Origin of the sequence: Nonomuraea thailandensis (assembly GCF_024172165.1) — a bacterium.
GTDB classification, from domain to species: Bacteria; Actinomycetota; Actinomycetes; order Streptosporangiales; family Streptosporangiaceae; genus Nonomuraea; species Nonomuraea thailandensis.
In genome coordinates this window covers 10,191,501-10,217,652 of record NZ_JAMZEB010000002.1, presented here as the reverse complement: position 1 = coordinate 10,217,652, position 26,152 = coordinate 10,191,501, and the positions used below count along the sequence as shown (strand labels likewise).

Here is a 26,152-nt window from a genome sequence, read left to right as displayed (position 1 = left end):
CTGAGCGGGGTGTTCCTTGTCCACGATTCTGCGACGACTGCCGCCTTCCGAGGCGACCGGCCTGCGTACCGGCGCCCGGCACAGCCTGGCCGAGGTCTACCGCCCGGCCGACCTGGTCGTGCTCGGGCTCGGCGTGATGATCGGCGCGGGCATCTTCAGCATCGCCGGGGAGCAGGCGGCCACCACGGCCGGTCCCGGAGTGATCCTCTCGTTCATGATCGCGGGTATCGCGTGCCTGCTGGCCTGCCTGTGCTACGCCGAGCTGTCGTCCACGATGCCGACCTCCGGCAGCGCGTACACCTTCACCTACGTCATCTTCGGCGAGGTGTGGGCGTGGATCATCGGCTGGGCGCTGATCCTGGAGCTGCAGTTCGCCGCCGCGGTGGTGGCCAGGGCGTGGGCCGCGATCACGGTGGGGGCGATCTCGCACTTCGGGATCCGCGTGCCGGCCGCGGACCTCGTCCAGGACGGTCTCGTCCTGCTGATCCTGGTGCTGCTCACGGGCATCGTGGCGCTGGGCGCGCGGGTCGGGCTGCGGGCGTTGTGGATCATGGTGTCGGCCAAGCTGCTGGCCATCGGCGCGGTCATCGTCGTGGGCGTCGCGCACGTCGACGTGGCCAACTTCGGCGACTTCTACGTGCCGCCGCAGCCGCTGGACACGGCTCCGGCGACCGTGCTGGGCGTCTTCATCGGGGAGGGCCAGGCGTTCGGCTGGTTCGGGATCTTCGCGGCGGCCTCGGCGATCGCGTTCGCGTACATCGGGTTCGACATCGTGGCCACCTCGGCCGAGGAGACCGTGAACGCGCCCAGGGCCGTGCCGAAGGGCATGATCCGCAGCCTGGTGGTCGCCACCGTCATCTACCTCGCGGTGGCGCTGGTGATGATCGGCATGGCGCCGTACACGGAGATCTCCGAGGAGTCGCCGCTGGCGGGCGCGTTCCGGGCGGTCGTCGTGGACTGGATGGTGCACGTCATCGACGTGGGCGCGGTGCTGGGGCTGACCACGGTGATCCTGGTGCTGATCGTGGGGCAGACACGGGTGCTGTTCTCGATGGCCCGCGACGGGCTCATCCCCCGCGGGCTGGCCACGGTGAGCCGCCGCTACCACACGCCCACGCGGGTGACGCTGGTGATCGGGCTGGTGGCGATCGTGCTGGCCGAGTTCGTGCCGGTGCTGACGATGCAGCAGCTCGTGGTGATCGGGACGCTGTTCGCGTTCGCGTTCGTGGCGGCCGGGGTGATCGTGATGCGGCGGCGCATGCCGGACCTGGAGCGGGGCTTCCGGGTGCCGCTCTCGCCGCTGCTGCCCGCGCTGTCGCTGGTGGCCACGCTCTGGCTGATGGTGAACCTGCGGGTGCTGACCTGGGCCTGGTTCGCCCTGTGGATGGTCTTCGGCCTGCTGGTCTACCTCGTGTACGGCCGCCGCCACAGCCTCCTGGCGCGCCCGAGCACCCCTCCTCCGAGACACCCCCACGGCCGCCACCGCCGCTAGAACCGCCCCGACTCCAGCACGCTGCGCAGGAACTCCTGGGTACGCGGCTGCTCGGGCGAGGTGAAGATCTGCTCCGGCGGCCCCTTCTCCACGAGCACCCCGCCGTCGAGGAAGCACACCAGGTCCGAGATGTCGCGGCAGAAGCCCATCTCGTGGGTCGTCAGGATCATCGTCATGCCCGACTCCTTGAGCTCCCTGATGATCCCCAGCACCTCCAGCACGAGCTCGGGGTCGAGCGCCGAGGTCACCTCGTCGAGCAGCATCAGCCTGGGCTGCGTGGCCAGCGCCCGGATGATCGCCACCCGCTGCTGCTGCCCGCCGGAGAGCTGGTCGGGGTAGGCCTTCGCCTTCTCCGCCAGGCCGAACCTGGCCAGCAGCCCGTGGGCCTGCTCCTCCGCCTGCGCCCGGGCCACCCCGTGCACCTGCCTGGGGGCCAGTGTGATGTTGTCCAGCACGGTCATGTGCGGGAACAGGTTGAACGACTGGAAGACGATGCCGAGCCGCCTGCGCACCTGGTCGATGTTCACCCGCGGGTCGGTGATCTCCTCGCCGTCGAGGTAGATGGCGCCGTCGTCCACCGTCTCCAGCAGGTTGACGCAGCGCAGCAGCGTGGACTTCCCCGAGCCAGAGGCCCCGATCAGGCTCACGACCTCGTGCGACTCGACCTCCAGGTCGATGCCGCGCAGCACGCTGTGGCCGTGGAAGTTCTTCCACACCCCCTCGATGGTCAGGACGCTCATGCTCCGCGCCTCCTGCGCGTACGGGCCGCCAGGTGGTCGGTGAGCCTGGCCATGGGGATGGTGAGCAGGATGAAGATCAGTGCGGCGGCCAGGTAGGGGGTGTAGTCGAAGGTGTTGAAGGTGTGCATCTGCGCCTGCCTGAGCGCCTCCAGCGGCCCGATCGTGGCCACCAGCGCCGTGTCCTTCTGCAACGAGACGAAGTCGTTCAGCAGCGGTGGCACGACCCTGCGCGTGGCCTGCGGCACCACCACGAAGCGCATGGTCTTGAAGTGGCTCAGGCCGAGCGAGCGGGCCGCCGCCACCTGGCTGGGATGCACCGACTCGATGCCCGCGCGGAACACCTCGGCCACGTACGCCCCGTACGAGAGCGTCAGCGCGATGATGCCCAGCGTCGCCTTGTCGGTCGGGATGCCCTGCAACTTCAGCGCCGGCAGCCCGAACCCGATCAGGTAGATCACCAGGATCGTCGGCACGCCGCGGAAGACGTCGGTGTAGAGCGTGGCCAGGGCTCTGACGGGGAAGAACGCCGGCGTCCTGATCCCCCTGGCCAGCGCGACCAGCAGGCCGATGACGAGGATCAGCACCTCTGAGATCAGGAAGATCCTGACGTTGAGCAGGAAGCCTTCCAGCACGTCCGGCAGCGCCGCGACGAACTGCTCACCGTCGAAGAACGTCTCCCGCACCCGCGGCCAGCCCGGCGAGCTGGTGATCCCCCAGACCACCAGCACGATGAAGACGATCGTCGAGGCCGTCGCGATCGAGGCCGAGCGGCGGGCGCGCGATCTGCGGACCCGCTCCCGCTCGACCTGCCGCTCCGACTTGACCCATTCGCTCATCGCAGCTCGGGGGCGCCCGCCGCGGAGCCGAGCCACTGCTGCTCGATCTTGGCCAGCTCACCCTTCGTCTTCAGCGCGTCCACGGCCTTGTCCACGCACGGCTTGAGCGCGCTGCCCTTCTCCATCACCAGCCCGAACTCCTCGGGCGTGCCGCCCGTCGAGCTGAACTGGCCCACGATCTTGGAGTTCTCCACCTGGGCGGCCGTCACATAGAACGCCGTCGGCAGGTCCACGACCACCGCGTCCACCTGGTCGTTCTTCAACGCGGTCACGACGTCGATCTGGTCGTTGAAGACGTCGGGGTCGTCGGCGGGCTTGATGACGTCCCTGACCGCGTTGAACGAGGTCGTGCCGACCTGCACGCCGATCTTGGCGTCCTTCAGCTCCGCCAGGCTCTTGGCCCCGGCGAACTTGCCCTTCTCGGAGACGACGACGGCCTGCTTGACCGTGTAGTAGCCCTTGCTGAAGTCGACCGCCTCCGCCCGCTCGGGCGTGATCGAGACCTGGTTGATGTCGAAGTCGAACTCCTTGTCGCCGGGCGCGAACGCGGCATCGAACTTCACGGTGCTCCACTGCACCTCGCTGCGGTCGAACCCCAGCTCCCCCGCCACGGCGAACGCCACCGCGCTCTCGAACCCCTGCCCGTTGCCCGGGTCGTCGTCCTTGAACCACGGCTCGAAGGCGGGCTTGTCGGTGCCGATGGTCAGCTTGCCCGGGGTGAGCAGCGACAACTGCTCCTTGGTGCAGGCGGTGGACGTCGTGGGGGCGGCCGTGGTGGCCGTTTCGTCCACAGGCGCGCAACCGACGACGGCCACGGCCACGGCAAGCAACAGCAAAGGGCGAACGGCCATGGCCTTGCCTCCAGGGGGAACGCGCTAAAGAACGAAGGGCATTCTACGCCGCCCGTATAGGGAATCCCGTCCCAGGGTGTCCCTCACCATGGCGATCGGCCTGCTTCGGGCTCGCGTGACGGTGATCGGCCGGTGAAGGGTCGGAGGCCGTTTCCTGGAGGGCGTCAGCCGGAGTACGGCGGGTGGGGAGCCGTGGCTCCGCCGTAAAGAAAAAAGGGCCTCTCCCAACGGAGAGACCCTTCGTTCAGCCGGCTCAGCCGGCGACGACCTCGACATCGATGGATGCGGAGACCTCGGGGTGGAGCTTGACGGTGACGCGGTGGGAGCCGACGCTCTTGATCGCGTTGACGATCTCGATGCGGCGGCGGTCGAGCACCGGCCCGCCGGCGGCCTTGACGGCGTCGGCGATGTCGCCCGTGGTGATCGAGCCGAACAGCCGGCCCGACTCGCCCGCGCGGGTGGTCAGCCGGACGCGCAGCGCGCCGAGCTGGCCGGCGACCTCCTTGGCGGTGCCGAGGTCGCGGATCTCGCGGGCGTCGCGAGCCTTGCGGATGGTCTCGATCTGCTTCTCGGCACCCCGAGTCCAGCGCATGGCGTAGCCGCGCGGGATGAGGTAGTTACGGCCGTAGCCGTCCTTGACCTCGACGATGTCGCCAGGGGTGCCGAGGCCGGAGACCTCGTTGGTGAGGATGAGCTTCATATCGACAGGCCTCCTTAGCGCGCGGTGCTCGTGTAAGGCAGCAGAGCCACCTCACGGGCGTTCTTGATCGCGGTCGCCACGTCGCGCTGGTGCTGGGTGCAGTTGCCCGTCACCCGGCGCGCACGGATCTTGCCGCGGTCGGAGATGAACTTCCGCAGCAGGGCCGTGTCCTTGTAGTCGACGTAGGAGATCTTGTCGTGGCAGAACAGGCAAACCTTCTTCTTGGGCTTGCGCAGTGCCGGCTTTGCCATCGTGGTGCTCCTTTCAGAGCCCCGCCTTCAGGGCGGGAATGGACTCGGGCTTTTCGGACTGGGTTTAGAAAGGCGGTTCGTCGCTGAAGTCGCTGCCGCCGCCGCCGAAGCCGCCGCCCTGCTGGCCGCCGCCACCGCCGTAACCGCCGCCGCCACCGCCCTGGAAGCCGCCGCCCTGAGGCGGGGCGGGCGTGGCGGAGGCCCACGGGTCGTCGGACGGGCCGCCGCCGAAGCCGCCACCGCCGCCACCCTGACGGGAGGTGCGGTTGACCTTGGCGGTGGCGTTACGCAGGGACGGGCCGACCTCGTCGACCTCGACCTCGTAGACCGTGCGCTTCTCGCCTTCCTTGGTCTCGTAAGACCGCTGCTTGAGCCGCCCCTGCACGATGACCCGCATGCCGCGCTGGAGGCTCTCGGCGGCGTTCTCCGCCGCCTGCCGCCAGACGTTGCAGGTCAGGAAGAGGCTCTCGCCGTCTTTCCACTCGTTGGTCTGTCGATCCATGAACCGCGGAGTGGACGCGATGCGGAATCGAGCCACCGCTTGCCCCGTCGGGGTGAAGCGCAGCTCCGGGTCGTCGACCAGGTTGCCGACGATGGTGATTACGGTGTCGCCTGCTGCCATGGCTAGCGCTCGCCTTCCTGCACGCCTTCGCTTGGATTACGGCTCAGAGTACGGGGCTCCTCCGACAAAAGCCGGAGGTTAGTGCACGTCCGGACGCAGGACCTTGGTGCGCAGAATGCCCTCGTTGAGGTTCATCTGCCGGTCGAGCTCCTTGACCGTCGCGGGCTCCGCGGACAGGTCGATGACGGCGTAGATGCCTTCGGACTTCTTGTCGATGTCGTAGGCGAGACGGCGACGGCCCCAGACGTCGACCTTCTCCACGGTGCCGCCGTCGTTGCGGACCACGGTGAGGAACTGGTCGAGGGACGGCGCGACGGTGCGCTCATCGAGCGAAGGGTCCAGAATGACCATTACTTCGTAACGACGCATGCGGGACTCCTACCTCCTCTGGACTCTTGCGGTCACGACACTCTGCCGTGACAGGAGGACGCTGACGTCTTGGCCCGGGCGGCCCCATTTCGGCACCCGGGGCGATGGGTCACCCATCACAACGCAGCGTGCCAAGGTTACCAGCCGCCGGTAGGTGGGAAGGCCTGTAGGAAACCAAGGGGGTGGTGGCCGTGCCACATGTGCTTCAGCCCGCCGAAAGCGAGCGGTTCAGGCTCACGCTCAACCCGGACGGACGTCCGCACCCGGTCGAGAACATCCTGGCCGTCGCCACGCTCGTGTGCGGCGTGGTCGCCTTCGTCTCGACGTTCTGGACCTCGGCGCACGCGATCTCGTCCTGGTTCGGCACGCTGGGCTTCGGCATGGGTCTCTACTCGCAGTACGTCTCCGCCACGACGCCGCAACGCTCGCTCAACATCGTCGGACTCGTGGGATCGTTCGTGGGCGCCGCGCTCGGCATCGCCCACGGCGGATTCCTCCCCCACTCATGAGCAACGGCCCCGGTTCCCGCCGGGGCCGTTTGTCTATGTGACTCACCCGATGTGCAGGTCTATGCCGAGCAGGACCAGGAACCAGAGGAAGACCGCGAGCAACGCCTCCGCGAGATCCCGGAGCAGCCCCGGCGTGATGTAGTCGTACACCCAGGCGACGTAGATGCCGATGATGACGTAAACGAGGACGATCAGCGCTCGTAAGCGCCAGCGGCTCATATGTGCACTCCTCAGGGGTAGGGGGTGCCCCGGCGACTGCCCTGAGCTGCTGCTGCCAAACGCGTCTGATGGTCGCACTCGCACGGGGCTCCGCTGGTCACGCGAGCTGCCCTCTCCGCCCCGGGCTCGTCGCTCCGGATATCCTCGGCGACATGGTGCTAATCGGAGCTCATGTCGATCAGGACGACCCCGCCGCCCACGCCGCGGAGGTCGGGGCCGAGGTGGTGCAGTTCTTCCTCGGCGACCCGCAGGGCTACGACAAGCCCGTGCTGCCGGCCAAGCCGGTCGAGGGTGTGGACGTCTACATCCACGCCCCCTATCTGATCAACGTGGCGACGACCAACAACCGCATCAGGATCCCCAGCCGCAAGCTGCTGGAGCAGCACCTGAAGGCGGCCGCGAGCCTCGGCGCCAAGGGCCTGATCGTGCACGGCGGTCACGTCAACAAGAGCGACGACCCGCAGACCGGGTTCGACAACTGGCGCAAGGTGTTCGAGCGCATGGAGTGCCCCATCCCCGTGCTGATCGAGAACACCGCGGGCGGCGGCAACGCGATGGCGCGCAAGCTGGAGCGCATCAGCCGGCTGTGGGAGGCGCTCGACGGGTTCGACGTGGGCTTCTGCCTCGACACCTGCCACGCCCACGCCGGCGGCGAGGAGCTGGTCGACCTGGTCGACCGGGTCAAGGCCATCACCGGCCGCATCGACCTAATCCACTGCAACGACTCGCGCGACGACTTCGACTCCGGCGCCGACCGGCACGCCAACCTGGGCAGGGGCAAGATCGACCCCGAGCTGATCCTGGCGGTCTGCCGGGCGGCCGGCGCGCCGATCGTCGTCGAGACGCCCGGTGAGGGCCAGGCGGAGGACATCGCGTTCCTGAGGAAGAACCTCTAGCGAATACACACAGGCTGTGGATAACTTCCCTGGATTACCGAGACGGGAAAGTGGGTAAGGCGTCAGCCTGCCCAGGCGCCGCTCAGGAACCGGCCCGTGTTGACCAGCATCAACGGCCCTGAGATCAGCCCGTACAGCACCAGCACCCACGCCCTCCTGGTCGCGAGCCGGGCGACCAGCACCCACAGCGGGAACCACAGCAGCAGCGAGCGCGGGATCGACAGGTAGTACGCCGACGTCATCAGCGCCGCCGCCTGCGTGCCCGTGTAGACGGCCTCGCTCCAGCGGCGCAGCACGAGCAGCCACACCAGCCCGGCGACGGCCACCACGACCCCGGCGAGCTCCATCCGGAAGGCCACCGCGAAGTCGCCCGAGCCCATGGCCGAGCGCCAGGTCGTCGCCCACGCCTGCCACGGCCAGGCGAAGTCGCGCCCCCAGCCGGCCTCCTGCGCGTGCTTCCAGGCCAGCCAGTCGCCGGTCCTGCCGTACTGGTAGTACGAGTACGCCACCAGCGGCACCGGCGGCACGGCGAGCCACCAGGCCCGCCGCGGCGACTCCCTGCGCATCACGAACTCCACCACGAGCGCGAGCGCGAGGAACAATCCCGTGATCCGCACGCACGAGGCGCCCGCCGCCAGCAGCGCCGCCGACGGCCAGTTGCCCTGGCGGGCGGCCAGCCACGCCGGGATCGCGAAGGCCAGGAAGAGCGACTCGCTGTAACCCGCGGCCAGGAACACCGCCATCGGGAAGAGCAGCAGCGCCAGCACCGCCATCCACCCGTACGCGCCCTCGACCTCGGCCAGCCTGGCCAGAGCCAGCATCGCGACCGCCCCGGCGACCAGCGAGACCAGCAGCCCGGCCGCCGCCCAGTCGGGCACCACGAGGTGCACCAGCCGCAGCACCGCCGGCAGCCCGGGGAAGAAGGCGGGCAGCCCGTCGTCCGGCGGCCTGCCCGGCTCGCCGTCGTAGCCGTACCGGGCGATCGTGATGAACAGCGTGGCGTCCCACTTGCGCCACCGGTCGAGGTACTCGCCCAGCGTCACGCCGAGCAGCGTCGCCACGAGCAGCCCGGCCCGCGAGCCGAACCACAGCAGCAGCGCGTCCCGGCCGGCCGAGCGAGTGATCATCTGAAGGCGGACTGCAGGGTGAACCGGTCGGGCGCGTCGTCGAACACGCCGCCTGCCTGATCGTCGAGGTCGGCCTGCCGGACCACGTCCTTGTCGGGCCGCAGGACGTCACGCACGACGAACGCCATCATGATGCCGATCGTGATGATCCGGCCCCACACGGCGGTGAAGTAGGTGTCGTCACCGATGCCGAGGTCGTCGCGGCTGAGCGGCGGCTGGGCGAGCAGGTAGAGCCAGATCGCGACGAAGTACCAGACCTCGGCGAGCTGCCACAGCACCAGCGGCTTCCAGTTCGGCCTGGCCAGCACCGCGAACGGCACGAGCCACAACACGAACTGCGGCGACCACACCTTGTTCGTCATCATGAACGCGGCCAGCGCCAGGAAGCAGATCTGCGCCAGCCGGGGCCGGCGCGGCGCGGCCAGCGTCAGCACGGCGATGCCCAGGCACATGGCCGCCAGCGACACCATGCCGAGCGTGCTCACGTCGGCCTCGCCCAGCACGGGCCAGCCCTTGTTCTGGAAGAACAGCCACGGCGAGCCCCAGTCGACCCCGCGCTCCTGGGAGAAGACGTAGAACCTGCGCCACCCCTCCCAGGCGAAGACCATGAACGGCACGTTCACCACGAGCCACGCGCCCGCCGCCGAGCCCACCGTGACCAGGAACGGCCGCCATCGCCCGGTACGCCACGTCAGCAGGAACAGCGCGCCCAGGAACATCAGCGGGTAGAACTTGGTCGCGATCGCCAGCCCCAGCAGCACCCCGGCCGCCACCTGGCGCTGCCGCTTCCAGGCCAGCAGCATGCCCATGGACAGCGCGCCGGCCACCAGGTCCCAGTTGATGTAGGCGGCCAGCACCACGGCCGGCGAGATGGCGTACCAGAGCGGGTCCCAGCGCCGCGTCGGCCCCGCCACCGCCGCCATCAGCAGCACGCCGGCCACGAGGCTGAGGCCGAGCAGGATCACGGTCAGGTCGTAGAAGCGCACCGCCTGCGCGACGGCGTCGGGCTCCAGCGCGCGGGCGATCCAGCTGATCACCTGCATGACCTCGCCCAGCACCACCGGGTACTCGACCTGCTTGTCGAACGGCACCTGGGCGAAGTACGGGTCCTGGGTGGCCAGCGCCCTGTCGAAGTACAGGGGGTAGATGTCGGTGTAGCAGAAGTTCGTGTAGGTGGAGACCTGGTCGTTCCACCCGCCGGTGCGGCATGGCAGCCGCACCACGTACGCGAGGGTCGCCCCCAGGGCCGCGATCAGCCCCAGGGGCAGGTACGGCACGGCACGCGCCACCCAGGGGGCGCGTGCCTCAGTGCTCGTCACTGGTCCTCTGGCCTGGTGGTCTTCGGTTGTGCCCCGCTGGCTCTGGGCTCCGGCGCGGATCCCTGACCCGCCAGGCCCACGTCGTTGGGGTTGGTCTCGGAGAACTCGTCGTCGGTGCCGCCGTCGTCCACGCTCACGTCATCGTCGGGAACGGTGGCGTCGTTGCCGTCGCAGCCGATGATGCAGTCGTCCGAGCCGTCGTCGAAGGGGTTGTCCGGGCCGAACGGGTTCTCGTCCTCCTGCGTGGGCGTCGGCGTGGGCGTCGGGCTCGGCACGATGTTCTCGGGGACGCCGACCTCGGCCCGGTCCGGGAACTGCTCGACCGGCAGGTTCTCGTGAGCCATCTGCATGAACTTCTGCCAGGCGATGGTGGGCGGGCCCGCGCCCTCGAAGCCGAGCGAGACTTCCTTGACCCTGGTGTAGGGATTGTCGTTGTTGTACTTCTTGCTGCCCTTGCGGAAGATCGGGCAGTTGGAGTGCTGCGGCGCGACGACCTTGCCGGTCTTGGTCACGCACTGCTCACGGTAGAACCCGACCGCGGTGGAGATCTGCGGCGTGTACCCGACGAACCAGGCTTCCTTCTCGTCGTTGTTCGTGCCGGTCTTGCCTGCGGCCGGCCTGTTGCCCAGGCCCTTGCCCGCCGCGGTGCCGCCCGGCTGGAGCACCGCCTGCATGGCGATCGTGGCGTCGGCGGCCACACCCGGGTTGATGACCTCCTTGGCGACGGCCTGCTCCGGGTAGGCGACCTTGTTGTTCTGCCTGACCTCCTGGACGACGTGGTACTTGGTGTACTTGCCGCCGTTGGCGAAGATCGAGTAGCCCGCGGCCTGCTCGACCGGGGTCACCAGCGCACTGCCGATCGCGAACTGGAAGTGGTGCTCGTTCACGTCGTCTTCCATGCGCTTCTCGTTGAAGCCGGCCGCCTCGACGAGGTTCTTGACGTCATCGAGCTGGCCCGGCAGCTTGAACGCCATGGACACGTACGCGGTGTTGACCGACGCCGCGGTGGCCTTGACCACGTCGACGGACACGCCGACGTTGTGGCTGTTCCTGATGCCGCCCTCCTGCTGCCCGGGCAGCTCCTTGGGCACCGTCTGGTTGCCCGGCACGTAGCTCTTGAGCGAGTAGCCGGCCTGCAACCAGGCCGCGAGCACGTACGGCTTGAACGCCGACGCGGCCTGCTTGGTGGACTGGAAGGGCTCGTTCCACGGGTCGGTGAGATAGTCGTCGCCGCCGTAGAAGGCGAGCACGCGCCCGTTCTTCGGGTTCACCGCGGCCAGGCCGCCGTGGAACTCCGTGCCCAGGTTGTAGGCCTGCATCGTGCTCTTCACGGCCGTCTGCGCGGCCTTCATGAGCCTTCTGTCGAAGGTCGAGACGATGTGGTAGCCGCCGCTCTTGATCTCTTCCTCGGTCAGGCCGCGGGTCTCCAGCTCGGCCAGCACCTGCTTGACCATGTAGCCGTTGAGCCCGCCCAGGTCGTCGTTGCCGGCGGAGGCGCGCGTCTTGGGGAACTTGGCGGTCTGCGGGAGGTTGCCGTACTTGTCGGGCCACAGCTCGGCCATGTTCTTGATGACTTCCTTGAAGCGCCACTGCAGCGCCGAGGAGTCGTGGTCCCAGTTGGGCTGCTGGATGCGCGCGGCCAGGTAGGCGCCCTGCTCGGGGGTCAGCTTCGCGGCGGTGATGTTCTTGCCGGGGAAGTACGCCTTCGCGGCGGCCTCGACGCCGTACGCGCGGCCGAAGTTGATGGTGTTGAGGTAGGTCTCGAGGATGTCCTCCTTGGACATGCTCTCGTCGAGCTTGACCGCGACGAAGATCTCCTTGACCTTGCGCTGGATCGAGACCTCCTGGCTGAGGCCGTCGTAGTAACCGCGGGCCATCTGCTGGGTGATCGTCGAGGCGCCCTGGAGCTGCTGGCCCGTGACGGTGTTGTAGACCGAGCGGACCATGCCGGAGACGGAGATCCCGGAGTCCTCCCAGAACGTCTTGTTCTCGATCGCGACGGCGGCGTTCCTGACGTCCTCGTCCATCTTGGCGAAGGGGACGATCTCGCGCTTGTAGCCGAGCCTGGCGATCTCGTTCTTGCCGTCGCGGTAGTAGATGGTGCTCTGCTGGGCCGTCGCCTCGCTCTGCGCGGAGGTGGGGACCGGGGTGTTGGCGTACGCGACCATGATCATGCCGAACAGGCCCGCCGCGAGCACCACGGTGCCGGCCACGACGATCTTCCAGCTCGGCACGAACCTGCGCCAGCCGCCCCGGCCGCCGCCGTCCTTCTTCGTCGGCGGCCCCGGGGGCTCGGGCGGCTCGCCCGAGCCGCGCCGGCGCGAACGGCGCGGCGCGTCACTGATGATCGTCTCCTGGTTACCCAGCGTGCGCGTATCCTGGCGGCTGCGGGAGCGCGGCGGCTGCTGCTCGGGGTGGCCTCCATGCTGCGGCGGCTGCTCGGGATGGCTCCCGCGCGGCTGCTCGGCACGCCCCGCACGCGGCTGGGCGCGTCTGGCGGCCGGGTCGTCGTACGGCTGCGCGGCCATCGCGCCCGTCTGCTCGTAGGCCGCTTCAGGACGACGGGGCGGCTGGGCCGCGCCCCACCCCGGCTCGCCGGTTTGGGGAGGAGAACTCTGGGGCACAGAACGGGATGAGCTGGATCGACGGCGCCTCCCCGGGCGGGCCGGCCCCTCATTCATGCTGTTACTCACACGTCCTCACAACGTCGTCGGAAACATAAACGGCGGTCGGGCGTGGGCTCCTCGCCGCCCTCGGTCATCACGCTTGTCCGGCGAGGTCAGGCGGTCCGTTCCCGAGGACGTACGAAACCGTCAGGTGATTCCAGGAACAACCTTGGCAGACCTCGACAACGTACACCCGGAACTCATCGTAATCATGAGCCATGGCGACGAGTTCTGATGTGACCTTTGCCTGACCGGCATGCCTGCCGAGAGATTCCCCGTAGACATAGGTCACGTTGGTGACGTTCTCCTTTTCGCACACCGGGCAGGGGCGTTCGGTCGGCTCGCCGAAGTGGCGCGCCGCGCGAAGGAGGTAGGGCTGTGCGTCACAGACGTCGCGGCGCGAGGCGTACCCCGAGCGCAGGGAGCGGACGACCGCCCGCTTCGCGAGGCCGTAATCCACCACCCTTCTCTGTGACCACATGAGCGCCAGACTACGGCGTTTTACGGGTTCATCCCAACGCCTTGGCAGATTCATAGATTGCGGGCATATAGCGGACCGACGTATCTTGGGGATGTATCGGCTCGATACATCGACGCGAGAGGGGGCGGTTCCAGTGGCCAGCGGACAGGGCAGGGTCTTGGAGCTGGCCGTGCTCGGGTCGCTGCACGAGACGCCGCTACACGGCTACGAGCTGCGCAAACGGCTCAACGCCCTGCTGGGGATGTTCCGTGCGTTCTCCTACGGGTCGCTGTACCCCTGTCTGCGATCACTTCTGGCTCAGGGCCTCATCGCCGAGGAGCAGCCCGCTCCGAACGCGATCGTCGGCGGCAGGTCGAAGATCGTCTACAAGCTGACCGCCGAGGGCAAGGAACGCCTTCAGGACATGCTCACGCAGGCCGGTCCATCCGCATGGGAGGACGAGAGCTTCGGCGTGCACTTCGCCTTCTTCCGCCACACGGAGGCCGAAGTGCGGCTGCGCATTCTCGAAGGCCGCCGTAGCCGGCTCGAGGAGCGCCTCGACGCGGTGCGCACTGCGCTGGCGCGCACCAGGGAGCGCCTCGACAGTTACACGCTCGAGCTGCAACGCCACGGGCTCGAGTCCGTCGAACGCGAGGTGCGCTGGCTGAACGAGCTGATCGCAACGGAGCGTCGGGCCTCGTCAGAGGAGAGGCCCGAGAGAGATACCACGTCAACTGATGAGTAAGGGAGCGAGTGCGATGGGTTCGGTTCGCGTGGCCATTGTCGGTGTCGGCAACTGCGCGTCGTCGCTGGTCCAGGGCGTTCACTACTACAAGGACGCAGACCCGGACACACGGGTCCCTGGCCTGATGCACGTGAAGTTCGGCGACTACCACGTCGGCGACGTCGAGTTCGTCGCCGCGTTCGACGTGGACGCCAAGAAGGTCGGCCGCGACCTGTCCGAGGCGATCGTCGCCAGCGAGAACAACACGATCAAGATCTGCGACGTCCCGCCCACGGGGGTGACGGTCCAGCGCGGCCACACCTTCGACGGCCTTGGCGAGTTCTACAGCGAGATCATCGAGGAGTCCGACGAGGCGCCCGTCGATGTGGTCCAGGTGCTGCGTGACAACCAGGTCGACGTCCTCGTGTCGTACCTGCCGGTGGGCTCGGAGGAGGCCGACCGCTTCTACGCGCAGTGCGCGATCGACGCCAAGGTGGCGTTCGTCAACGCGCTGCCGGTCTTCATCGCCTCCGACCCGGAGTGGGCCGAGAAGTTCACCGAGGCCGGCGTGCCGATCGTCGGCGACGACATCAAGTCGCAGGTCGGCGCCACCATCACGCACCGGGTGATGGCCAAGCTGTTCGAGGACCGCGGGGTGGAGCTGCTGCGCACGTACCAGCTCAACTTCGGCGGCAACATGGACTTCATGAACATGCTGGAGCGCAAGCGGCTCCAGTCGAAGAAGATCTCCAAGACGCAGGCGGTCACCTCGCAGATCCCGCACGAGATGGGCAAGGCCGACGTGCACATCGGGCCGTCGGACCACGTGCCGTGGCTCGACGACCGCAAGTGGGCGTACGTGCGGCTGGAGGGGCGCTCGTTCGGCGACACGCCGCTGAACCTGGAGTACAAGCTCGAGGTGTGGGACTCGCCCAACTCGGCCGGCATCATCATCGACGCCGTACGCGCCGCCAAGATCGCGCTCGACCGGGGCATCGCCGGGCCGATCCTGTCCGCTTCCTCGTACTTCATGAAGTCGCCGCCGAAGCAGTACTCCGACGACGAGGCCCGCGAGTACGTCGAGAAGTTCATCAGGGGCGAGGTCGAGCGCTGACCCGCTGAGCTCATGGCGCCGTGTCCGGGCAGGACACGGCGCCCGCCCATGTCAGGGGCGCGCGGCGGGCGGCAGGTCGCCGGTCGAGGCCGGCTGCCAGGTGAGCGGGTCGGAGCCGAGCTCGGCCAGCAGCGGCACCTGCTCCCGGCACCAGGGCGAGATCGCCAGCAGCCCGTTCTGGGCGCCCTCGGCGAACTCCTTCCACGGCATCCAGCGGGTCTCCGCCACCTCGTCGGGGTTCGGCATGACGGCCGAGTCGACCGTGACCCGGTAGACGGGGCAGAGCTCGTGCTCGACGATGCCGTTGGCCATCTCGGCGCGGTAGGAGAAGGCGGGCAGCATGAGGTCGGCGCGCTCGGCCGCGAGCCCCAGCTCGTAGGAGAGCCGGCGCAGCACCGCGTGGTCCACGGGCTCGCCGGGAAGCGGGTGACCGCAGCAGCTGTTGGTCCAGACGCTCGGCCAGGTGATCTTGTGGTCGGCCCTCTTGGTGAGCAGCACGCGGCCTTCCCGATCGAAGACGTAGCTGGAGAACGCCAGGTGGAGAGGGGTTTCGCGGCCATGAACCGACGTCTTGGGCGCGGTGCCGAGCGCATGGCCGGCCGGGTCTACCAGCACAACGTGTTCCTCAGTGGTCACGCTATGAAGCGTACGAGATCATGCGCACCGCTCGGAACCCCGTTCGCATCAGCTGCACCAGCATCCTAAAACAGGAGGCACAGGGCTAGGCTGGCGGCGTGTCTTTCGTCGCCGATCTCCGCGTGGTCCTGCGGGGCCGGGACTTCAGAAGGCTGTTCGGCACCCGCCTGGTCTCCCAGTTCTCCGATGGGATCTTCCAGTTCGGGGTGACCGGGTTCGCCTTCTTCAGCCCGGAGAACCAGACCACCGCCTTCGAAGTGGCCGCCGGGCTGGCCGTGCTGCTGTTGCCGTACAGCGTGCTCGGGCCCTTCGTCGGCGTCTTCATCGACCGGTGGTCGCGGCGGCAGATCCTCATGGTGGCGCCCTTCATCCGCGGCACGCTGCTGCTGCTCGCCGCCGGGCTGGTCGCCGCCGACGTGCCCGATCCGTGGTTCTACGCGGCGGCGCTGGCCGTGCTGGGGGTCAACCGGTTCTTCCTGGCCGCGCTCGGCGCCTCGCTGCCGCACGTGGTGCCGCCGGAGCGCCTGATCTCGGCCAACGCGGTCGTGCCCACCTCGGGGACGGTGGCCACGTTCGTCGGCGCGGGCCTGGGGTTCCTGCTGCGGGAGATCTTCGGCGGCTCGGACTCCGGCGTGGCGCTGCTGCTGGTCACGTCCGGCGTGGTGTTCACGATGAGCGCGCTGGTCGCGCGGACGATGGACCGGCAGCTGCTCGGCCCGTGGCCCGACCCCAACCGGCCGCAGGCCCGCCAGGCCCTGCGCAACGTCGTCACCGGGCTCACCGACGGAGCCAGGCACCTGGTGGGGCACCGGGTGGCCGCCGCGACGATGGGCGCGATGGCCACGCACCGGTTCCTGTTCGGCATGTGCACCGCGCTCGGCATCATCCTCTACCGCTACTACTTCACCGACGGCGACGCCGACGCGGCGCTGCGCGGCGTCAGCCTGGTGGTGGTGGCCGCCGGCATCGGCACCGCCCTGGCCGTGGTGGTCACCCCGTACGCGACCGAGCGGTTCGGGATCGAGCGCTGGTTGCAGATCGCGCTGGTCGCGGCCGGAGTGCTGACGGCGGCGCTGGTGCTGCCGTTCCAGGAGTGGGGGCTGCCGGTGGCCGGCTTCGTGCTGGGGCTGGCCGGGCAGAGCGTCAAGATCTGCGCCGACACCACCGTCCAGCGCGACGTCGAGGACATCTACCGGGGCCGCGCGTTCTCGATCTACGACATGCTCTTCAACGGCATGTACGTGCTCGCCGCGGCCCTCTCTGCGGCCATCCTGCCGGCGAACGGCAAGTCGTACCTGGCCGTGGTGATCATCTCGCTCGGCTACCCGCTGGCGGCGCTCGCCTACCGGACGATCACCACGCGCTCACGCGCCAAGGTCGTTTGACCTGGCCCACTCCAGCAGCGCCGCGGTGGCGGCCTCCTTGCCGATCACGCCCTTGTCGAGCCTCAGCTCGAGCAGGAACTTGTAGGCCCGCCCCACCACCGGCCCCGGCCCGACCTCCAGCACCTGCTGGATCTCGTTGCCGTCGAGCTCGGGGCGGATCTTGGCCAGCTCCTCCTCCTCGGCGAGCCGGGCGATGCGCTCCTCCAGATGGTCGTAGGTGCGCGACAGGGCCGCCGCCTTGCGCTTGTTGCGGGTGGTGCAGTCGGCCCTGGTCAGCTTGTGCAGCCGGTCCAGCAGGTGACCGCCGTCGCGCACGTAACGGCGCACCGCGCTGTCGGTCCACTCCCCCGTGCCGTAGCCGTGGAAGCGCAGGTGCAGCTCGACCAGCCGGGAGACGTCGGACACCACGTCCTTGGGGAACTTCAGCTCGGTCATGCGCTTCTTGGTCATCTGCGCGCCGACCACCTCGTGGTGGTGGAAGGAGACCCGCCCGCCCGCCTCGTGGCGGCGCGTCTTCGGCTTGCCGATGTCGTGCAGGATCGCCGCCCAGCGCAGGATCCGGTCGGGCTTGCCGTCCTCCTCCTGCGCGATGGCCTGGTCGAGGACGGTGAGCGAGTGCTCGTACACGTCCTTGTGGCGGTGGTGCTCGTCGATCTCCAGGCGCAGCTTGGGCAGCTCGGGCAGCACGTGGGCGGCCAGGCCGGTCTCGACCAGCAGGCGCAGGCCCTCGCGCGGGTTGGCGCCGCAGATCAGCTTGTCGAGCTCGTCGCGGATGCGCTCGGCCGAGACGATCTCGATGCGCTCGGCCATCGCGGTCATCGCCGCCACGGCCTTCGCGTCGACCTCGAACCCGAGCTGCGAGGCGAACCTGGCGGCCCGCAACATGCGCAGCGGGTCGTCGCCGAAGGACTGCTCGGGCGTGCCCGGCGTACGCAGCAGGCGGGCCTTCAGGTCGGCCAGGCCGCCGTACGGGTCCACGAACTCGTGGCCCGGCAGGCGGACCGCCATCGCGTTGACCGCGAAGTCGCGCCGCTCCAGGTCGGCGTCGAGCGTCTCGCCGTACATGACCTCGGGCTTGCGCGACTTGGGGTCGTAGGACTCGCTCCGGTACGTGGTGATCTCGATCAGCCAGCTCCCCTTGCGCAGGCCGACCGTGCCGAAGTCGATGCCGATCGTCCACACGGAGTCGGCCCAGCCCCTGACGATCTCCAATACCCGCTCGGGGCGCGCGTCGGTGGTCAGGTCGAGGTCATTGCCGATGCGGCCGAGCAGGAGGTCGCGCACGGGACCGCCCACGAGGGCCAGCTCATGGCCCTGGTCGGCGAACAGGCGGCCGAGCTCGTCGGCCACCGGTGCGATCTTGCGGAACAGGTCGTTCATGGCCCGCTGCTGGCTTTCGGTCAAGGTTGAGTCGGACAAACTGAGTCGGCCTTCTGCTTCCGGAACATATCCCCCGAGCCACACCAGGTCCGGGTTACCGTCGGTCAAGGGACCGTCGGGGCCATGGGCTGAGGCAAGGAGGACTATATGAAGGACGCCCTCGCGATCCACCGCTGGCTCCTCGCACACCAGGTCCATCATGAGATCGTACGCCTTCCGCGTCCCATGACATGCGCGGAGGAGCTGCCCGAGACGATCTCCGCCGCTCCGGAGCGGTGCCTGATGGTCACGGTGCTCGAAGTCACGACCTGGGTCGGCCGAGAGGTCGTCATCGGGGTCACCTCCCCCGTCTCCTCGCCGCCCGGGCCCGGAGCCGTCGGCGGATTGCTCGGCGCGCGCCAGGTACGCCCCGCGTCCGCGCACGTCGTCAACGCCACCACCGACTACGCCTGCGGGCTGGTGTGCCCGCTGCTGCTGCCGGAGTCGCTGCCGATGTTCATCGACGACCGGCTGCTGGCCGACAACGAGCCGCTCTTCACCGCCACGGGCGAACGTCACACGGCCCTGTCGATGCGCTCGCTCGACCTGCTGGCCGTTCTGCCAGGCAAGATGGTCGACCTGCGCGGCTCACGCCGGCGAGGACCGCGCGCGGCGGTCGCGCGACGGCACTGAGCCCGTACCATTGCGGGCGTGCGTCGTCGTAGTCCAGCTCGGGCATCCGCGTGATCCGTAAGGCCGCGCTGCTCGCCGCGCTGTCCGCCGCGTTGCTCGCCCCCATGGTGGCGGTGACGCCGGGCTCTGCTGCCGCGAAACCCGCGGTCACAGCGCAGCGGCAGGGCTTCGCGGTGTCGATCTCGTCGATCACTCCTGAGGCGCCGCGGAACCTGACCGATGAGATCAAGTTCACCGGCACGGTGCGCAACGACACGGGCTCGCCCCAGTACAACGTCTCCATCCGGCTGCGCTACCGCTCGCAGCCGTTCACCGATCGCGCCGAGCTGAGCGCGTACGAGGCCGACCCAGCGGCAGTGCCTCCCCTCGTCTCCTCGACCTCCTCGATGTACATCCCGACGCTGGCCGCCGGGGCGCAGCAGGAGTTCGAGTTCACCGCGACGCCCGTGCAGCTCGGCTACCGGTCGTTCGGGGTCTACCCGGTCGCCGTAGACGTCGCGCCCAACGGCGTGTCCCAGGCGACGCAGCGCACGTACCTGACGTACGCGCCGGCCACGCCGCAGAAGCTGCCGCGCAACAAGCTCGCCATCGCGCTGCCCGTCATCGACCAGCCGCACCGCTCCACCGACGACGGCGCGTTCGTGGACGACAAGCTGAGCCAGGCGCTGACCGGCCGGGGCCGCCTGGCCGACCTGGCCCGCATCGCCCAGGCCGCGCCGACCACCGTCACCTGGGTGTTCGACCCGGCGCTGCTCGACGACGTCAGCAGGATGGCCAAGGGATACAGCGTCAAGACCAAGGACGGCGAGCAGAAGAAGCCGGCCAGCGCCGAGGCCGACCAGTGGCTGAAGACCATGCGCAGCGCGCTGGCCGCCTCCCCCGTGGTCGCGACCCCGTACGCGGATCCCGACGTGGCGGCGCTGGCGCACCACGGGCTCGACACGCAGACCGAGCGGGCCATCGAGCTGGGCGGCCAGACGGCCAGGTCGCTGCTCAACCAGAACGCGAAGACCAACATCAACTGGCCGGCCAACGGCCTGCTCGACCCCGACGCGCTCGACCTGCTCTCGGTCAGCGAGGTCGACACCGTGCTGCTCAACTCCACCAACCTGCCGCCGCAGCAGCCCGTCACGACCACGCCCGACGCCGCCTCGACGCTCGACTCGGTCAACGGCCCCGTCACCGCGCTGGTCGCCGACGCCGAGCTGAGCCGCCTGTTCGAGCCGGCCACCAGCACGTCCGTGCTGCTCAGCACGCAGCGCTTCATCGCCGAGACCGCGATGATCGCCGCCGAGCAGGCCCAGCCAGGCCAGACCACGCCGAGGTCGCTGGTCGTCGCCCCCTCCCGGCGCTGGAACCCCAACCCGGCGCTCGTCACCGCCCTGATCAAGACCGCGGGCCGGCTGCCGTGGCTGCAGCCCGCCACGCTGGAGTCCATCAAGCCGGGCAGGGCCTCCGTCCCGCGCGCCGGCCTGGCCTACACCGACCAGGACCGCAAGGAGGAGCTGACCCGCAAGTACCTCGACCCGGTCCGCGACACCTGGGCGAAGGCGCAGCTCACCTCGCTGATCACGACGCAGAAGACACAGTCCCGCTTCGACGCGGCGGTGCTGCGGCTGACCTCCTCCGCCTGGCGCAACAGCACGAGGATGGGCCGCTCGGTGACGAACACCGTCGGCAAGGCCGTGGACGACCAGCTCGCCGAGATCAGGATCACCGGGGCCAGCCCCGACTCGCCGCGCACGCTGGCGGGCAGCAGCGGCGTGGTGCCGATCAGCGTGAAGAACGAGCTCACCGTCCCCATCGAGCTCTACATCGAGGTCAAGTCCGACAACCCCGAGCTGCTGACCGTGACCTTCGACCAGCCGGAGCCGCTGCCGATCGGCGGCGGGCAGAGCGGCACGGTGCAGGTCCTGATGAACGCCGCCCCCGACACCAGCGGCGACGCGACGGTGACCGTGCAGCTCAAGACCGCCGACGGGCAGCCGTACGGCAAGCCGCAGCGGCTGACGATCCGCACGACCGGCTACACGGGGATCGCCCTGGTGATCGTGGGGGCGGCGCTGACCGTGATGCTCGCCGCCGTGGTGACGCGGCTGCTGCGCCGCAGGTCCCAGCGCAAGCTCGCGCGTGCCGCCAAGAACCGGGAGAGTGAGACCGTATGAGCCGCATGATGCGGGCCAGCGCCATCATGGCGGCGGGCACCATGGTGTCCAGGGTCACGGGGTTCGTGCGGACGATGGTGCTGGCGTACGCGATCGGCACCGCGGCGCTGGGCGACGCCTACAACGCGGCGTACGCGATCCCGTACAGCATCCTCGACCTGCTGCTCCTGGGCGTGCTGAGCAGCGTCGTGGTGCCGATGATCGTGCGCGCCCAGCAGCACGACGAGGACGGCGGCCGGGCCTACGAGCAGCGGCTGCTGACGATCGCCACGGTGGCGCTGGTCGCGGTCGCGGTGCTCTCCGTGCTGGCGGCGCCGCTGCTGATCGACCTCTACACCGACTGGGACGCGGGCAGCAGGAAGTTCGAGGTCGCGGTCATGCTGGCCCGCTTCATCCTGCCGCAGCTCGCCTTCTTCGGCGTGGGCGCGGTGGCCGGCGCCATCCTCAACACCCGCGACCGCTACGGCGCCCCCATGTGGGCGCCCGTGCTCAACAACGTGGTCGTCATCCTCGTGTTCGTGCTCTACGCCGTGGTCGGCACGGGCCGCGACATCGAGCGCGTCACCACCTTCGACCTGGCGCTGCTCGGTGTGGGCACCACGGCCGGCATCGTCGCCCAGGCGGCGGTGCTGATCGTGGCGCTGCGGCGGGCCGGGTTCGCCTTCGTGCCCCGCTTCGACCTGCGCAACGCGCGGCTGGGCGAGATGGGCAAGGCGGGCGTCTGGACGATCGGCTACGTCGTCGTCACCCAGCTCGGCTTCATGCTGACGGTGAACCTGGCCAGCTCCGCCGGCAACGTGGTGGCCGGGCACGGCATCAGCCCGTACACGCTGGCGTTCCAGCTTTTCCAGCTCCCGTACGGCGTCATCGGCGTCTCCGTGATCACCGCGATGCTGCCGCGCATGAGCCGGGCCGTCTCCGAGGGCCGGTTCGAGGACGTGCGCGCCGAGTTCGGGTCGAGCGTGCGGCTGGTCTGCTCGCTGATGGTGCCGGTGTCACTGCTGCTCATGGTGCTCGGGCCCGCGATCACCGTGCCGATCTACGGTCACGGCGCCAACACCATCCCCGACGCCGTCTACATCGGCAACGTGCTGCAGGTGTACGGGCTCGCGCTGGTGCCGTTCGCGATCTTCCAGCTCCTCCTGCGGGTCTTCTACAGCTTCGGCGACACCCGGACGCCGGTGTACATCGGGGCCGGCACGACGGCGGTCAACGCGGTGTTCATGGTGCTGCTGTACCTGGTGCTGCCGGCCGCGTACGCGGTGATGGGGCTGGCGCTGGCGTACGCGATCGCGTACGGGCTGGGCGCGGTCCTGGCCTGGTGGCTGGCGAGCCGCCGGGTGGGCGGGCTGGGCGGCTGGGCCGTCGGCATGTCGCTCACCAGGATGTACCTCGCGGGCCTGCCCACGGCCGTGCTGGCGCTGGCGGCGGTGTGGGTCGTCACCGGCGTGTTCGGCGGGCTCAATTTTCTCAATTCGGTCATAGTGCTCGCTATCGGCGGCGGACTCGGTATGGTGCTCTATCTCGGCGTGGCCCACAGAATGCGCATCCCGGAGGTCAACTCGATCGTTGGGATGGTCGCGAGACGGGTAGGTCGGTAAAGAACGCGGGCGGAATCTACTCGGCACTACCATGGAGCCCGACACGCGCGAATGGAAGCAGGAGGGGCGTGGGCGGATCCACCCGGCATAGCGGGCCTTCGTGGGTTACGGCCACGCAGGTGAGTCGAACCATGAGCACGCCCGATCGGCCAAGCGGAGTGAGCCAGTGAGCAGCACGTCGGCCGTCGAACCCGGCACCCGTCTCGCCGAGCGTTTCCGGCTGGAGGACCGCGTCAGCGAGTCCGACGGCGCCACGCTGTGGAAGGCGATCGACGAGATCCTCGCCCGCCCCGTGGCGGTGCACACCTTCGCCCCCGACTTCCCCCGGGTCCACGAGGTCGTCACGGCCGCCCGCGCCGCGAGCCGGCTGACGGACCCGCGCCTGACCCAGGTGTTCGACGCGGCCGAGGACGACAAGAGCGCCTACGTCGTCAGCGAGTGGGTCACCGGCGAGACGCTGACCGACCTGCTGGCCAACGGGCCGCTGGAGCCGGAGCGGGCGGCCGGGCTGGTGGCCGAGGCCGCCGAGGCGCTGGCGCACGCCCACGAGGCGCAGCTCTACCACCTGTGCCTGCGGCCCTCCCACCTGATGTGGACGAACGGCAACACGGTCAAGGTGCTCGGCGTGGCCGTCGACGCGGCGATGTGGGGGCTCACCACCGACCAGCCGGCGCTCGACGACGCCGAGGGGCTCGGCCGGCTGCTGTACGCGGGCCTGACCGGTCACTGGCCCGGCGACGAGGAAGAGGGCGGCCTGCCCGCCGCTCCCATGATCGACGGCCACTTCTGCACGCCCCGCCAGGTCACCGCGGGCGTGCCCGGCTACCTCGACACGATCACCGTGCGGGCCTGCCTGCCGGAGTCGCGCAGGGGCCAGGGCGCGCTGGCCAGCCCGTCGGAGGTCGCCGATTCGCTGGCGGACGTGGCCCGGCCGATGCCGATCCCGATCTCCTACCCCTCGACCCCCGCGGTCGCCTCGGCCTCCCACACCGAGGGCCTGGACATCGCCCACCGGCAGAAGACGGCGCCCGCTGCGCCGCTGCCGCCGCCTCCCATGCACCATCGCCCGCCGAACGGCGGGGGCAGCACGCTCAACCGCGTGCTGATGACGCTGGTGGTGCTGCTCGTCATCGCCGCCGTCGGCGTCGGCGCCTGGACGATCGGCCGCAGCCTGGGCAGCCCGACCACTCCCCAGACGGCCAGCGCCGCCCCCACCTCGACCAAGTCGGCCACGGTCGCCGTCGACGCCGTCAAGCCTAAGAACGCCAAGGGCTTCGACCCGCTCGGCGACGGTGACGAGAAGAGCGACATCGCGAAGCTGGCCATCGACGGCAAGCCCGGCACGCTGTGGAAGACCGAGACCTACACCAGCGCCGACCTGGGCCGGCTCAAGGACGGCGTGGGCCTGCTGCTCGACCTCGGCAAGGCCATGCAGATCAGCGACGTGGTGGCCACGCTGTCCGACGCGCCGGGCGCGACCGTCGAGCTCAAGGTGGGCGACTCCCCCGAGCTCGACTCGTTGAAGACCGTGGCGACGGAGAAGAACGCCGCAGGCAAGACCACCCTCGCTCCCGAGGAGCAGACCAGCGGTCAGTACGTTTTGATCTGGTTTACGCGTGTTCCGACGGATGCAGGCACTTTTCATGGCACCATCTATGAGGTAGTGGTGCATTCTCCCGGATCGGCATAATCAGGAATCTCTCTTGTGAACTCCCCACCCGAGACACCCTCAGCAGCGGAGCGGCCGGCGGTCACAGACGCCGAGCTGCTGACCGCGCACATCAACGGGGATCCACACGCCTTCAGTGAAATCGTCAAGAGGCACCGCGATCGCATGTGGGCGGTCGCACTGCGTACGCTCGGTGACCCCGACGAGGCCGCCGACGCCGTGCAGGACGCCTTCGTCTCCGCATATCGCAAGGCCGCCACGTTTCGCGGCGAGGCGGCCGTCACGACCTGGCTGCATCGGATCGTGGTCAACGCCTGCCTCGACCGGATGCGTCGCAAGTCCGTCAGACCGGTCGCCGACGACGAGCTCATCGAGGCAGCGGAGCGCGAGACGCCGCTGCCCGACCAGACCGTCGAGCGCGAGGTCTCGATGGAGGTTTCGGCTGCTCTGAAACTACTGCCCGCCGACCAGCGGGCGGCGCTGGTGCTGGTGGACATGATGGGCTATTCGGTCGAAGACGCAGCTCAGGTGCTTCAGGTGCCCAGCGGCACCGTGAAGAGCCGGTGCGCGCGAGGCCGCGCGAAACTTGCCCCAATTCTTTCGCATCTGCGGAACCGATCGGACCTCAATCGCGTCTCATCCGCGAAGGGAGCAGAACTTCGTGACGGGTGATACGCACTACGATCTGGAAATCCTCGCCGAGTTGGCCGAGGGTCTCCTGGACGTCGGCAAGGCGCGCCAGGTCCGCGAGCATCTCGCGGTCTGCGACCCCTGTGGGGAGCTTCTGGCCGACCTGGCGGCGGTTCGCGAGGTGCTGGCCGCGACCCCCACACCGGCCATGCCGATGGGTGTCGCACTGCGCATCGACAAGGCCCTGGCCGCCGAGGCGGAGTCCCGGCGCGGCGGGGGTGTCGGCCTCGTGGAAACACCGGACTGGGATGAGCTCATGCGGGACGCCCCGTGGGAGCGGCAGGCCGAGGTTCGGGAGCCCGTACGCCTGGGCGCCGTGGCCTCCGCCGGCGACGACATCCCCGAGATCCCCGAGCCGGTACGCCTCGGCGTGGTCTCCGACGACGGCACGATCGTCCCCGCCAGGACCCGCACCACGCGGCGCCGGCGCTGGGCGATGCCCGCGGTCGCGGCCGCGGCGGCTGCCGTCGTGGTCGGCACGGCCGTGGCCTCCACCAGCCTGCTGGCCAGTGGCGGCGACAGCGGCGCCGGCACGGGGCCATCGGTCGCGCTGCCACCGGTGCAGTCGGCCTCGCCGACGCCGAGCAGGACCGCACAGCGGGCCAAGGACGTCTATGTGACCAACAGCGACCACAACTACAGCGATCCAGAGCTGCGGATGTCGCTGGAGAGCTTCATGGCCCCCGCTCCTGCCATCCCCGGTGACTCGGACGTCGCCGACAAGGTGGCCAAGTGCGTCAGCGTGGTGTCCAAGCGCGCCCACCTCAAGGTGTTCGCGGTGGACCAGGGCCAGTACAACGGTCAGGAAGCGCTCATCATGGCCTCCTGGAAGCAGCGGGCCGCCAAGAAGGTCCGCGTCGACGTCGTCGACCCGTTCAACTGCAAGAACCTGCGCAAGCCCGCTCTGGGCCGCTGGTAACGGTCGTACGCAAACAAGCCCACGTGAGAGCCCGCTTCGGCGGGCTCTTTCGTTTCTCCCAGCGTTGCCGGGTAGGGCAGGGAATCAGGTCGGCCTAGGATCTGTTGTCGCCGGTGCACACAGCAGACGAGGAAGGCGTG

26 protein-coding genes are annotated in these 26,152 nt (G+C 69.2%); 12 read left to right on the top strand and 14 right to left on the bottom strand.

Annotated features, from left to right (window positions below; all coding sequences use genetic code 11):
• The first annotated feature begins 16 nt into the window (after positions 1 to 16).
• Positions 17 to 1,492 carry an APC family permease gene (locus tag HD597_RS51340; protein WP_253754806.1) on the top strand — a complete coding sequence of 492 codons (1,476 nt, stop codon included), beginning with the start codon at positions 17 to 19 and terminating at the stop codon, positions 1,490 to 1,492.
• Here HD597_RS51340 and HD597_RS51335 read toward each other — a convergent pair.
• The 7 genes from HD597_RS51335 to rpsF form a co-directional block, all read right to left on the bottom strand.
• Positions 1,489 to 2,232: an amino acid ABC transporter ATP-binding protein gene (locus tag HD597_RS51335; RefSeq protein WP_253754805.1), complete on the bottom strand. Its 744-nt coding sequence runs from the start codon at positions 2,230 to 2,232 to the stop codon at positions 1,489 to 1,491. The genes HD597_RS51340 and HD597_RS51335 overlap by 4 nt on opposite strands.
• Positions 2,229 to 3,068, bottom strand: a complete 840-nt coding sequence (locus tag HD597_RS51330) for an amino acid ABC transporter permease (protein ID WP_253754803.1) — start codon at positions 3,066 to 3,068, stop codon at positions 2,229 to 2,231. The genes HD597_RS51335 and HD597_RS51330 overlap by 4 nt, the downstream gene beginning before the upstream one ends.
• A complete protein-coding gene (locus HD597_RS51325; protein WP_253754800.1) occupies positions 3,065 to 3,919 on the bottom strand; it encodes an ABC transporter substrate-binding protein in 855 nt (284 codons plus the stop codon). The genes HD597_RS51330 and HD597_RS51325 overlap by 4 nt, the downstream gene beginning before the upstream one ends.
• Positions 3,920 to 4,172: 253 nt before the next feature.
• Positions 4,173 to 4,619: a 50S ribosomal protein L9 gene (rplI, locus tag HD597_RS51320; protein ID WP_253754798.1), complete on the bottom strand. Its 447-nt coding sequence runs from the start codon at positions 4,617 to 4,619 to the stop codon at positions 4,173 to 4,175.
• Positions 4,620 to 4,633: 14 nt separating this feature from the next.
• Positions 4,634 to 4,870, bottom strand: coding sequence for a 30S ribosomal protein S18 (gene rpsR / locus HD597_RS51315; RefSeq protein ID WP_020543048.1), 237 nt, complete (start codon positions 4,868 to 4,870; stop codon positions 4,634 to 4,636).
• A 64-nt stretch (positions 4,871 to 4,934) separates the two neighbouring features.
• Positions 4,935 to 5,492 carry a single-stranded DNA-binding protein gene (locus HD597_RS51310; protein ID WP_253754797.1) on the bottom strand — a complete coding sequence of 186 codons (558 nt, stop codon included), beginning with the start codon at positions 5,490 to 5,492 and terminating at the stop codon, positions 4,935 to 4,937.
• Positions 5,493 to 5,570: 78 nt separating this feature from the next.
• On the bottom strand, positions 5,571 to 5,861 hold the full coding sequence (gene rpsF / locus HD597_RS51305; protein ID WP_026214314.1) for a 30S ribosomal protein S6: 291 nt from the start codon (positions 5,859 to 5,861) through the stop codon (positions 5,571 to 5,573).
• Between the two features lie 191 nt (positions 5,862 to 6,052).
• Here rpsF and HD597_RS51300 point away from each other — a divergent pair, with 191 nt between their 5' ends.
• Complete coding sequence (locus HD597_RS51300) at positions 6,053 to 6,370, top strand: hypothetical protein (protein WP_253754795.1); 318 nt, start codon at positions 6,053 to 6,055, stop codon at positions 6,368 to 6,370.
• A gap of 42 nt (positions 6,371 to 6,412) precedes the next feature.
• On the opposite strand, the gene HD597_RS51295 is transcribed toward HD597_RS51300, so the two are convergent.
• A complete protein-coding gene (locus tag HD597_RS51295) occupies positions 6,413 to 6,589 on the bottom strand; it encodes a hypothetical protein (RefSeq protein WP_020543052.1) in 177 nt (58 codons plus the stop codon).
• A 152-nt stretch (positions 6,590 to 6,741) separates the two neighbouring features.
• On the opposite strand from HD597_RS51295, the gene HD597_RS51290 reads away from it, so the two are divergent.
• Positions 6,742 to 7,485, top strand: coding sequence for a deoxyribonuclease IV (locus HD597_RS51290; RefSeq protein WP_253754793.1), 744 nt, complete (start codon positions 6,742 to 6,744; stop codon positions 7,483 to 7,485).
• A gap of 62 nt (positions 7,486 to 7,547) precedes the next feature.
• Here HD597_RS51290 and HD597_RS51285 read toward each other — a convergent pair whose 3' ends face one another.
• From HD597_RS51285 to HD597_RS51270, 4 genes are all read right to left on the bottom strand, one after another.
• Positions 7,548 to 8,612: a mannosyltransferase family protein gene (locus HD597_RS51285; RefSeq protein ID WP_253754791.1), complete on the bottom strand. Its 1,065-nt coding sequence runs from the start codon at positions 8,610 to 8,612 to the stop codon at positions 7,548 to 7,550.
• Complete coding sequence (locus HD597_RS51280) at positions 8,609 to 9,931, bottom strand: glycosyltransferase family 87 protein (protein WP_253754789.1); 1,323 nt, start codon at positions 9,929 to 9,931, stop codon at positions 8,609 to 8,611. Before HD597_RS51280 ends, HD597_RS51285 begins: the two co-directional genes overlap by 4 nt.
• Positions 9,928 to 12,459 carry a transglycosylase domain-containing protein gene (locus tag HD597_RS51275; protein WP_253754787.1) on the bottom strand — a complete coding sequence of 844 codons (2,532 nt, stop codon included), beginning with the start codon at positions 12,457 to 12,459 and terminating at the stop codon, positions 9,928 to 9,930. The genes HD597_RS51280 and HD597_RS51275 overlap by 4 nt, the downstream gene beginning before the upstream one ends.
• A 232-nt stretch (positions 12,460 to 12,691) precedes the next feature.
• Entirely contained in the window at positions 12,692 to 13,078 is a 387-nt protein-coding gene (locus HD597_RS51270; protein ID WP_276083241.1) for a DUF5318 family protein, read from the bottom strand.
• A gap of 133 nt (positions 13,079 to 13,211) precedes the next feature.
• Here HD597_RS51270 and HD597_RS51265 point away from each other — a divergent pair, with 133 nt between their 5' ends.
• Both HD597_RS51265 and HD597_RS51260 read left to right on the top strand, forming a co-directional pair.
• Positions 13,212 to 13,802 (top strand): PadR family transcriptional regulator, encoded by a 591-nt coding sequence (locus tag HD597_RS51265; protein ID WP_185111346.1) that lies wholly within the window; start codon positions 13,212 to 13,214, stop codon positions 13,800 to 13,802.
• A 13-nt stretch (positions 13,803 to 13,815) separates the two neighbouring features.
• Positions 13,816 to 14,895 carry an inositol-3-phosphate synthase gene (locus HD597_RS51260; protein ID WP_253754783.1) on the top strand — a complete coding sequence of 360 codons (1,080 nt, stop codon included), beginning with the start codon at positions 13,816 to 13,818 and terminating at the stop codon, positions 14,893 to 14,895.
• Positions 14,896 to 14,946: 51 nt separating this feature from the next.
• Here HD597_RS51260 and idi read toward each other — a convergent pair whose 3' ends face one another.
• On the bottom strand, positions 14,947 to 15,531 hold the full coding sequence (idi, locus tag HD597_RS51255) for an isopentenyl-diphosphate Delta-isomerase (protein ID WP_253754781.1): 585 nt from the start codon (positions 15,529 to 15,531) through the stop codon (positions 14,947 to 14,949).
• Positions 15,532 to 15,629: 98 nt separating this feature from the next.
• Here idi and HD597_RS51250 point away from each other — a divergent pair, with 98 nt between their 5' ends.
• Positions 15,630 to 16,916: an MFS transporter gene (locus HD597_RS51250; protein ID WP_253754779.1), complete on the top strand. Its 1,287-nt coding sequence runs from the start codon at positions 15,630 to 15,632 to the stop codon at positions 16,914 to 16,916.
• On the opposite strand, the gene HD597_RS51245 is transcribed toward HD597_RS51250, so the two are convergent.
• Positions 16,896 to 18,296: a CCA tRNA nucleotidyltransferase gene (locus tag HD597_RS51245; protein WP_253754777.1), complete on the bottom strand. Its 1,401-nt coding sequence runs from the start codon at positions 18,294 to 18,296 to the stop codon at positions 16,896 to 16,898. The two genes, HD597_RS51250 and HD597_RS51245, sit on opposite strands and share 21 nt — an antisense overlap.
• Positions 18,297 to 18,443: 147 nt before the next feature.
• Here HD597_RS51245 and HD597_RS51240 point away from each other — a divergent pair, with 147 nt between their 5' ends.
• The 6 genes from HD597_RS51240 to HD597_RS51215 all read left to right on the top strand — a co-directional run bounded on the left by HD597_RS51240 (position 18,444) and on the right by HD597_RS51215 (position 26,012).
• On the top strand, positions 18,444 to 18,968 hold the full coding sequence (locus tag HD597_RS51240) for an aminoacyl-tRNA deacylase (RefSeq protein ID WP_253754775.1): 525 nt from the start codon (positions 18,444 to 18,446) through the stop codon (positions 18,966 to 18,968).
• Positions 18,969 to 19,018: 50 nt separating this feature from the next.
• Complete coding sequence (locus HD597_RS51235) at positions 19,019 to 21,133, top strand: DUF6049 family protein (RefSeq protein WP_253754774.1); 2,115 nt, start codon at positions 19,019 to 19,021, stop codon at positions 21,131 to 21,133.
• The gene (murJ, locus tag HD597_RS51230; RefSeq protein WP_253754772.1) at positions 21,130 to 22,734 is read left to right on the top strand and encodes a murein biosynthesis integral membrane protein MurJ; all 1,605 of its coding nucleotides are present in this window, start codon (positions 21,130 to 21,132) and stop codon (positions 22,732 to 22,734) included. The genes HD597_RS51235 and murJ overlap by 4 nt, the downstream gene beginning before the upstream one ends.
• Before the next feature lie 166 nt (positions 22,735 to 22,900).
• Positions 22,901 to 24,424 (top strand): protein kinase family protein, encoded by a 1,524-nt coding sequence (locus tag HD597_RS51225; protein WP_253754771.1) that lies wholly within the window; start codon positions 22,901 to 22,903, stop codon positions 24,422 to 24,424.
• A 15-nt stretch (positions 24,425 to 24,439) separates the two neighbouring features.
• Positions 24,440 to 25,075: an RNA polymerase sigma factor SigM gene (sigM, locus tag HD597_RS51220; protein ID WP_127937855.1), complete on the top strand. Its 636-nt coding sequence runs from the start codon at positions 24,440 to 24,442 to the stop codon at positions 25,073 to 25,075.
• Positions 25,065 to 26,012, top strand: coding sequence for an anti-sigma factor family protein (locus tag HD597_RS51215; RefSeq protein ID WP_253754770.1), 948 nt, complete (start codon positions 25,065 to 25,067; stop codon positions 26,010 to 26,012). The genes sigM and HD597_RS51215 overlap by 11 nt, the downstream gene beginning before the upstream one ends.
• The last annotated feature ends 140 nt before the right edge of the window (positions 26,013 to 26,152 follow it).

What these genes read in the sequence shown, in the direction of transcription:
- HD597_RS51335 (WP_253754805.1), bottom strand. Translation starts at nt 2,232, where the DNA reads ATGAGCGTCCTGACCATCGAGGGGGTGTGGAAGAACTTCCACGGCCAC.
- HD597_RS51330 (WP_253754803.1), bottom strand. Translation starts at nt 3,068, where the DNA reads ATGAGCGAATGGGTCAAGTCGGAGCGGCAGGTCGAGCGGGAGCGGGTC.
- HD597_RS51325 (WP_253754800.1), bottom strand. Translation starts at nt 3,919, where the DNA reads ATGGCCGTTCGCCCTTTGCTGTTGCTTGCCGTGGCCGTGGCCGTCGTC.
- rplI (WP_253754798.1), bottom strand. Translation starts at nt 4,619, where the DNA reads ATGAAGCTCATCCTCACCAACGAGGTCTCCGGCCTCGGCACCCCTGGC.
- rpsR (WP_020543048.1), bottom strand. Translation starts at nt 4,870, where the DNA reads ATGGCAAAGCCGGCACTGCGCAAGCCCAAGAAGAAGGTTTGCCTGTTC.
- HD597_RS51310 (WP_253754797.1), bottom strand. Translation starts at nt 5,492, where the DNA reads ATGGCAGCAGGCGACACCGTAATCACCATCGTCGGCAACCTGGTCGAC.
- rpsF (WP_026214314.1), bottom strand. Translation starts at nt 5,861, where the DNA reads ATGCGTCGTTACGAAGTAATGGTCATTCTGGACCCTTCGCTCGATGAG.
- HD597_RS51295 (WP_020543052.1), bottom strand. Translation starts at nt 6,589, where the DNA reads ATGAGCCGCTGGCGCTTACGAGCGCTGATCGTCCTCGTTTACGTCATC.
- HD597_RS51290 (WP_253754793.1), top strand. Translation starts at nt 6,742, where the DNA reads ATGGTGCTAATCGGAGCTCATGTCGATCAGGACGACCCCGCCGCCCAC.
- HD597_RS51285 (WP_253754791.1), bottom strand. Translation starts at nt 8,612, where the DNA reads ATGATCACTCGCTCGGCCGGCCGGGACGCGCTGCTGCTGTGGTTCGGC.
- HD597_RS51275 (WP_253754787.1), bottom strand. Translation starts at nt 12,459, where the DNA reads ATGGCCGCGCAGCCGTACGACGACCCGGCCGCCAGACGCGCCCAGCCG.
- HD597_RS51270 (WP_276083241.1), bottom strand. Translation starts at nt 13,078, where the DNA reads ATGTGGTCACAGAGAAGGGTGGTGGATTACGGCCTCGCGAAGCGGGCG.
- HD597_RS51260 (WP_253754783.1), top strand. Translation starts at nt 13,816, where the DNA reads ATGGGTTCGGTTCGCGTGGCCATTGTCGGTGTCGGCAACTGCGCGTCG.
- HD597_RS51245 (WP_253754777.1), bottom strand. Translation starts at nt 18,296, where the DNA reads ATGAACGACCTGTTCCGCAAGATCGCACCGGTGGCCGACGAGCTCGGC.
- HD597_RS51240 (WP_253754775.1), top strand. Translation starts at nt 18,444, where the DNA reads ATGAAGGACGCCCTCGCGATCCACCGCTGGCTCCTCGCACACCAGGTC.
- murJ (WP_253754772.1), top strand. Translation starts at nt 21,130, where the DNA reads ATGAGCCGCATGATGCGGGCCAGCGCCATCATGGCGGCGGGCACCATG.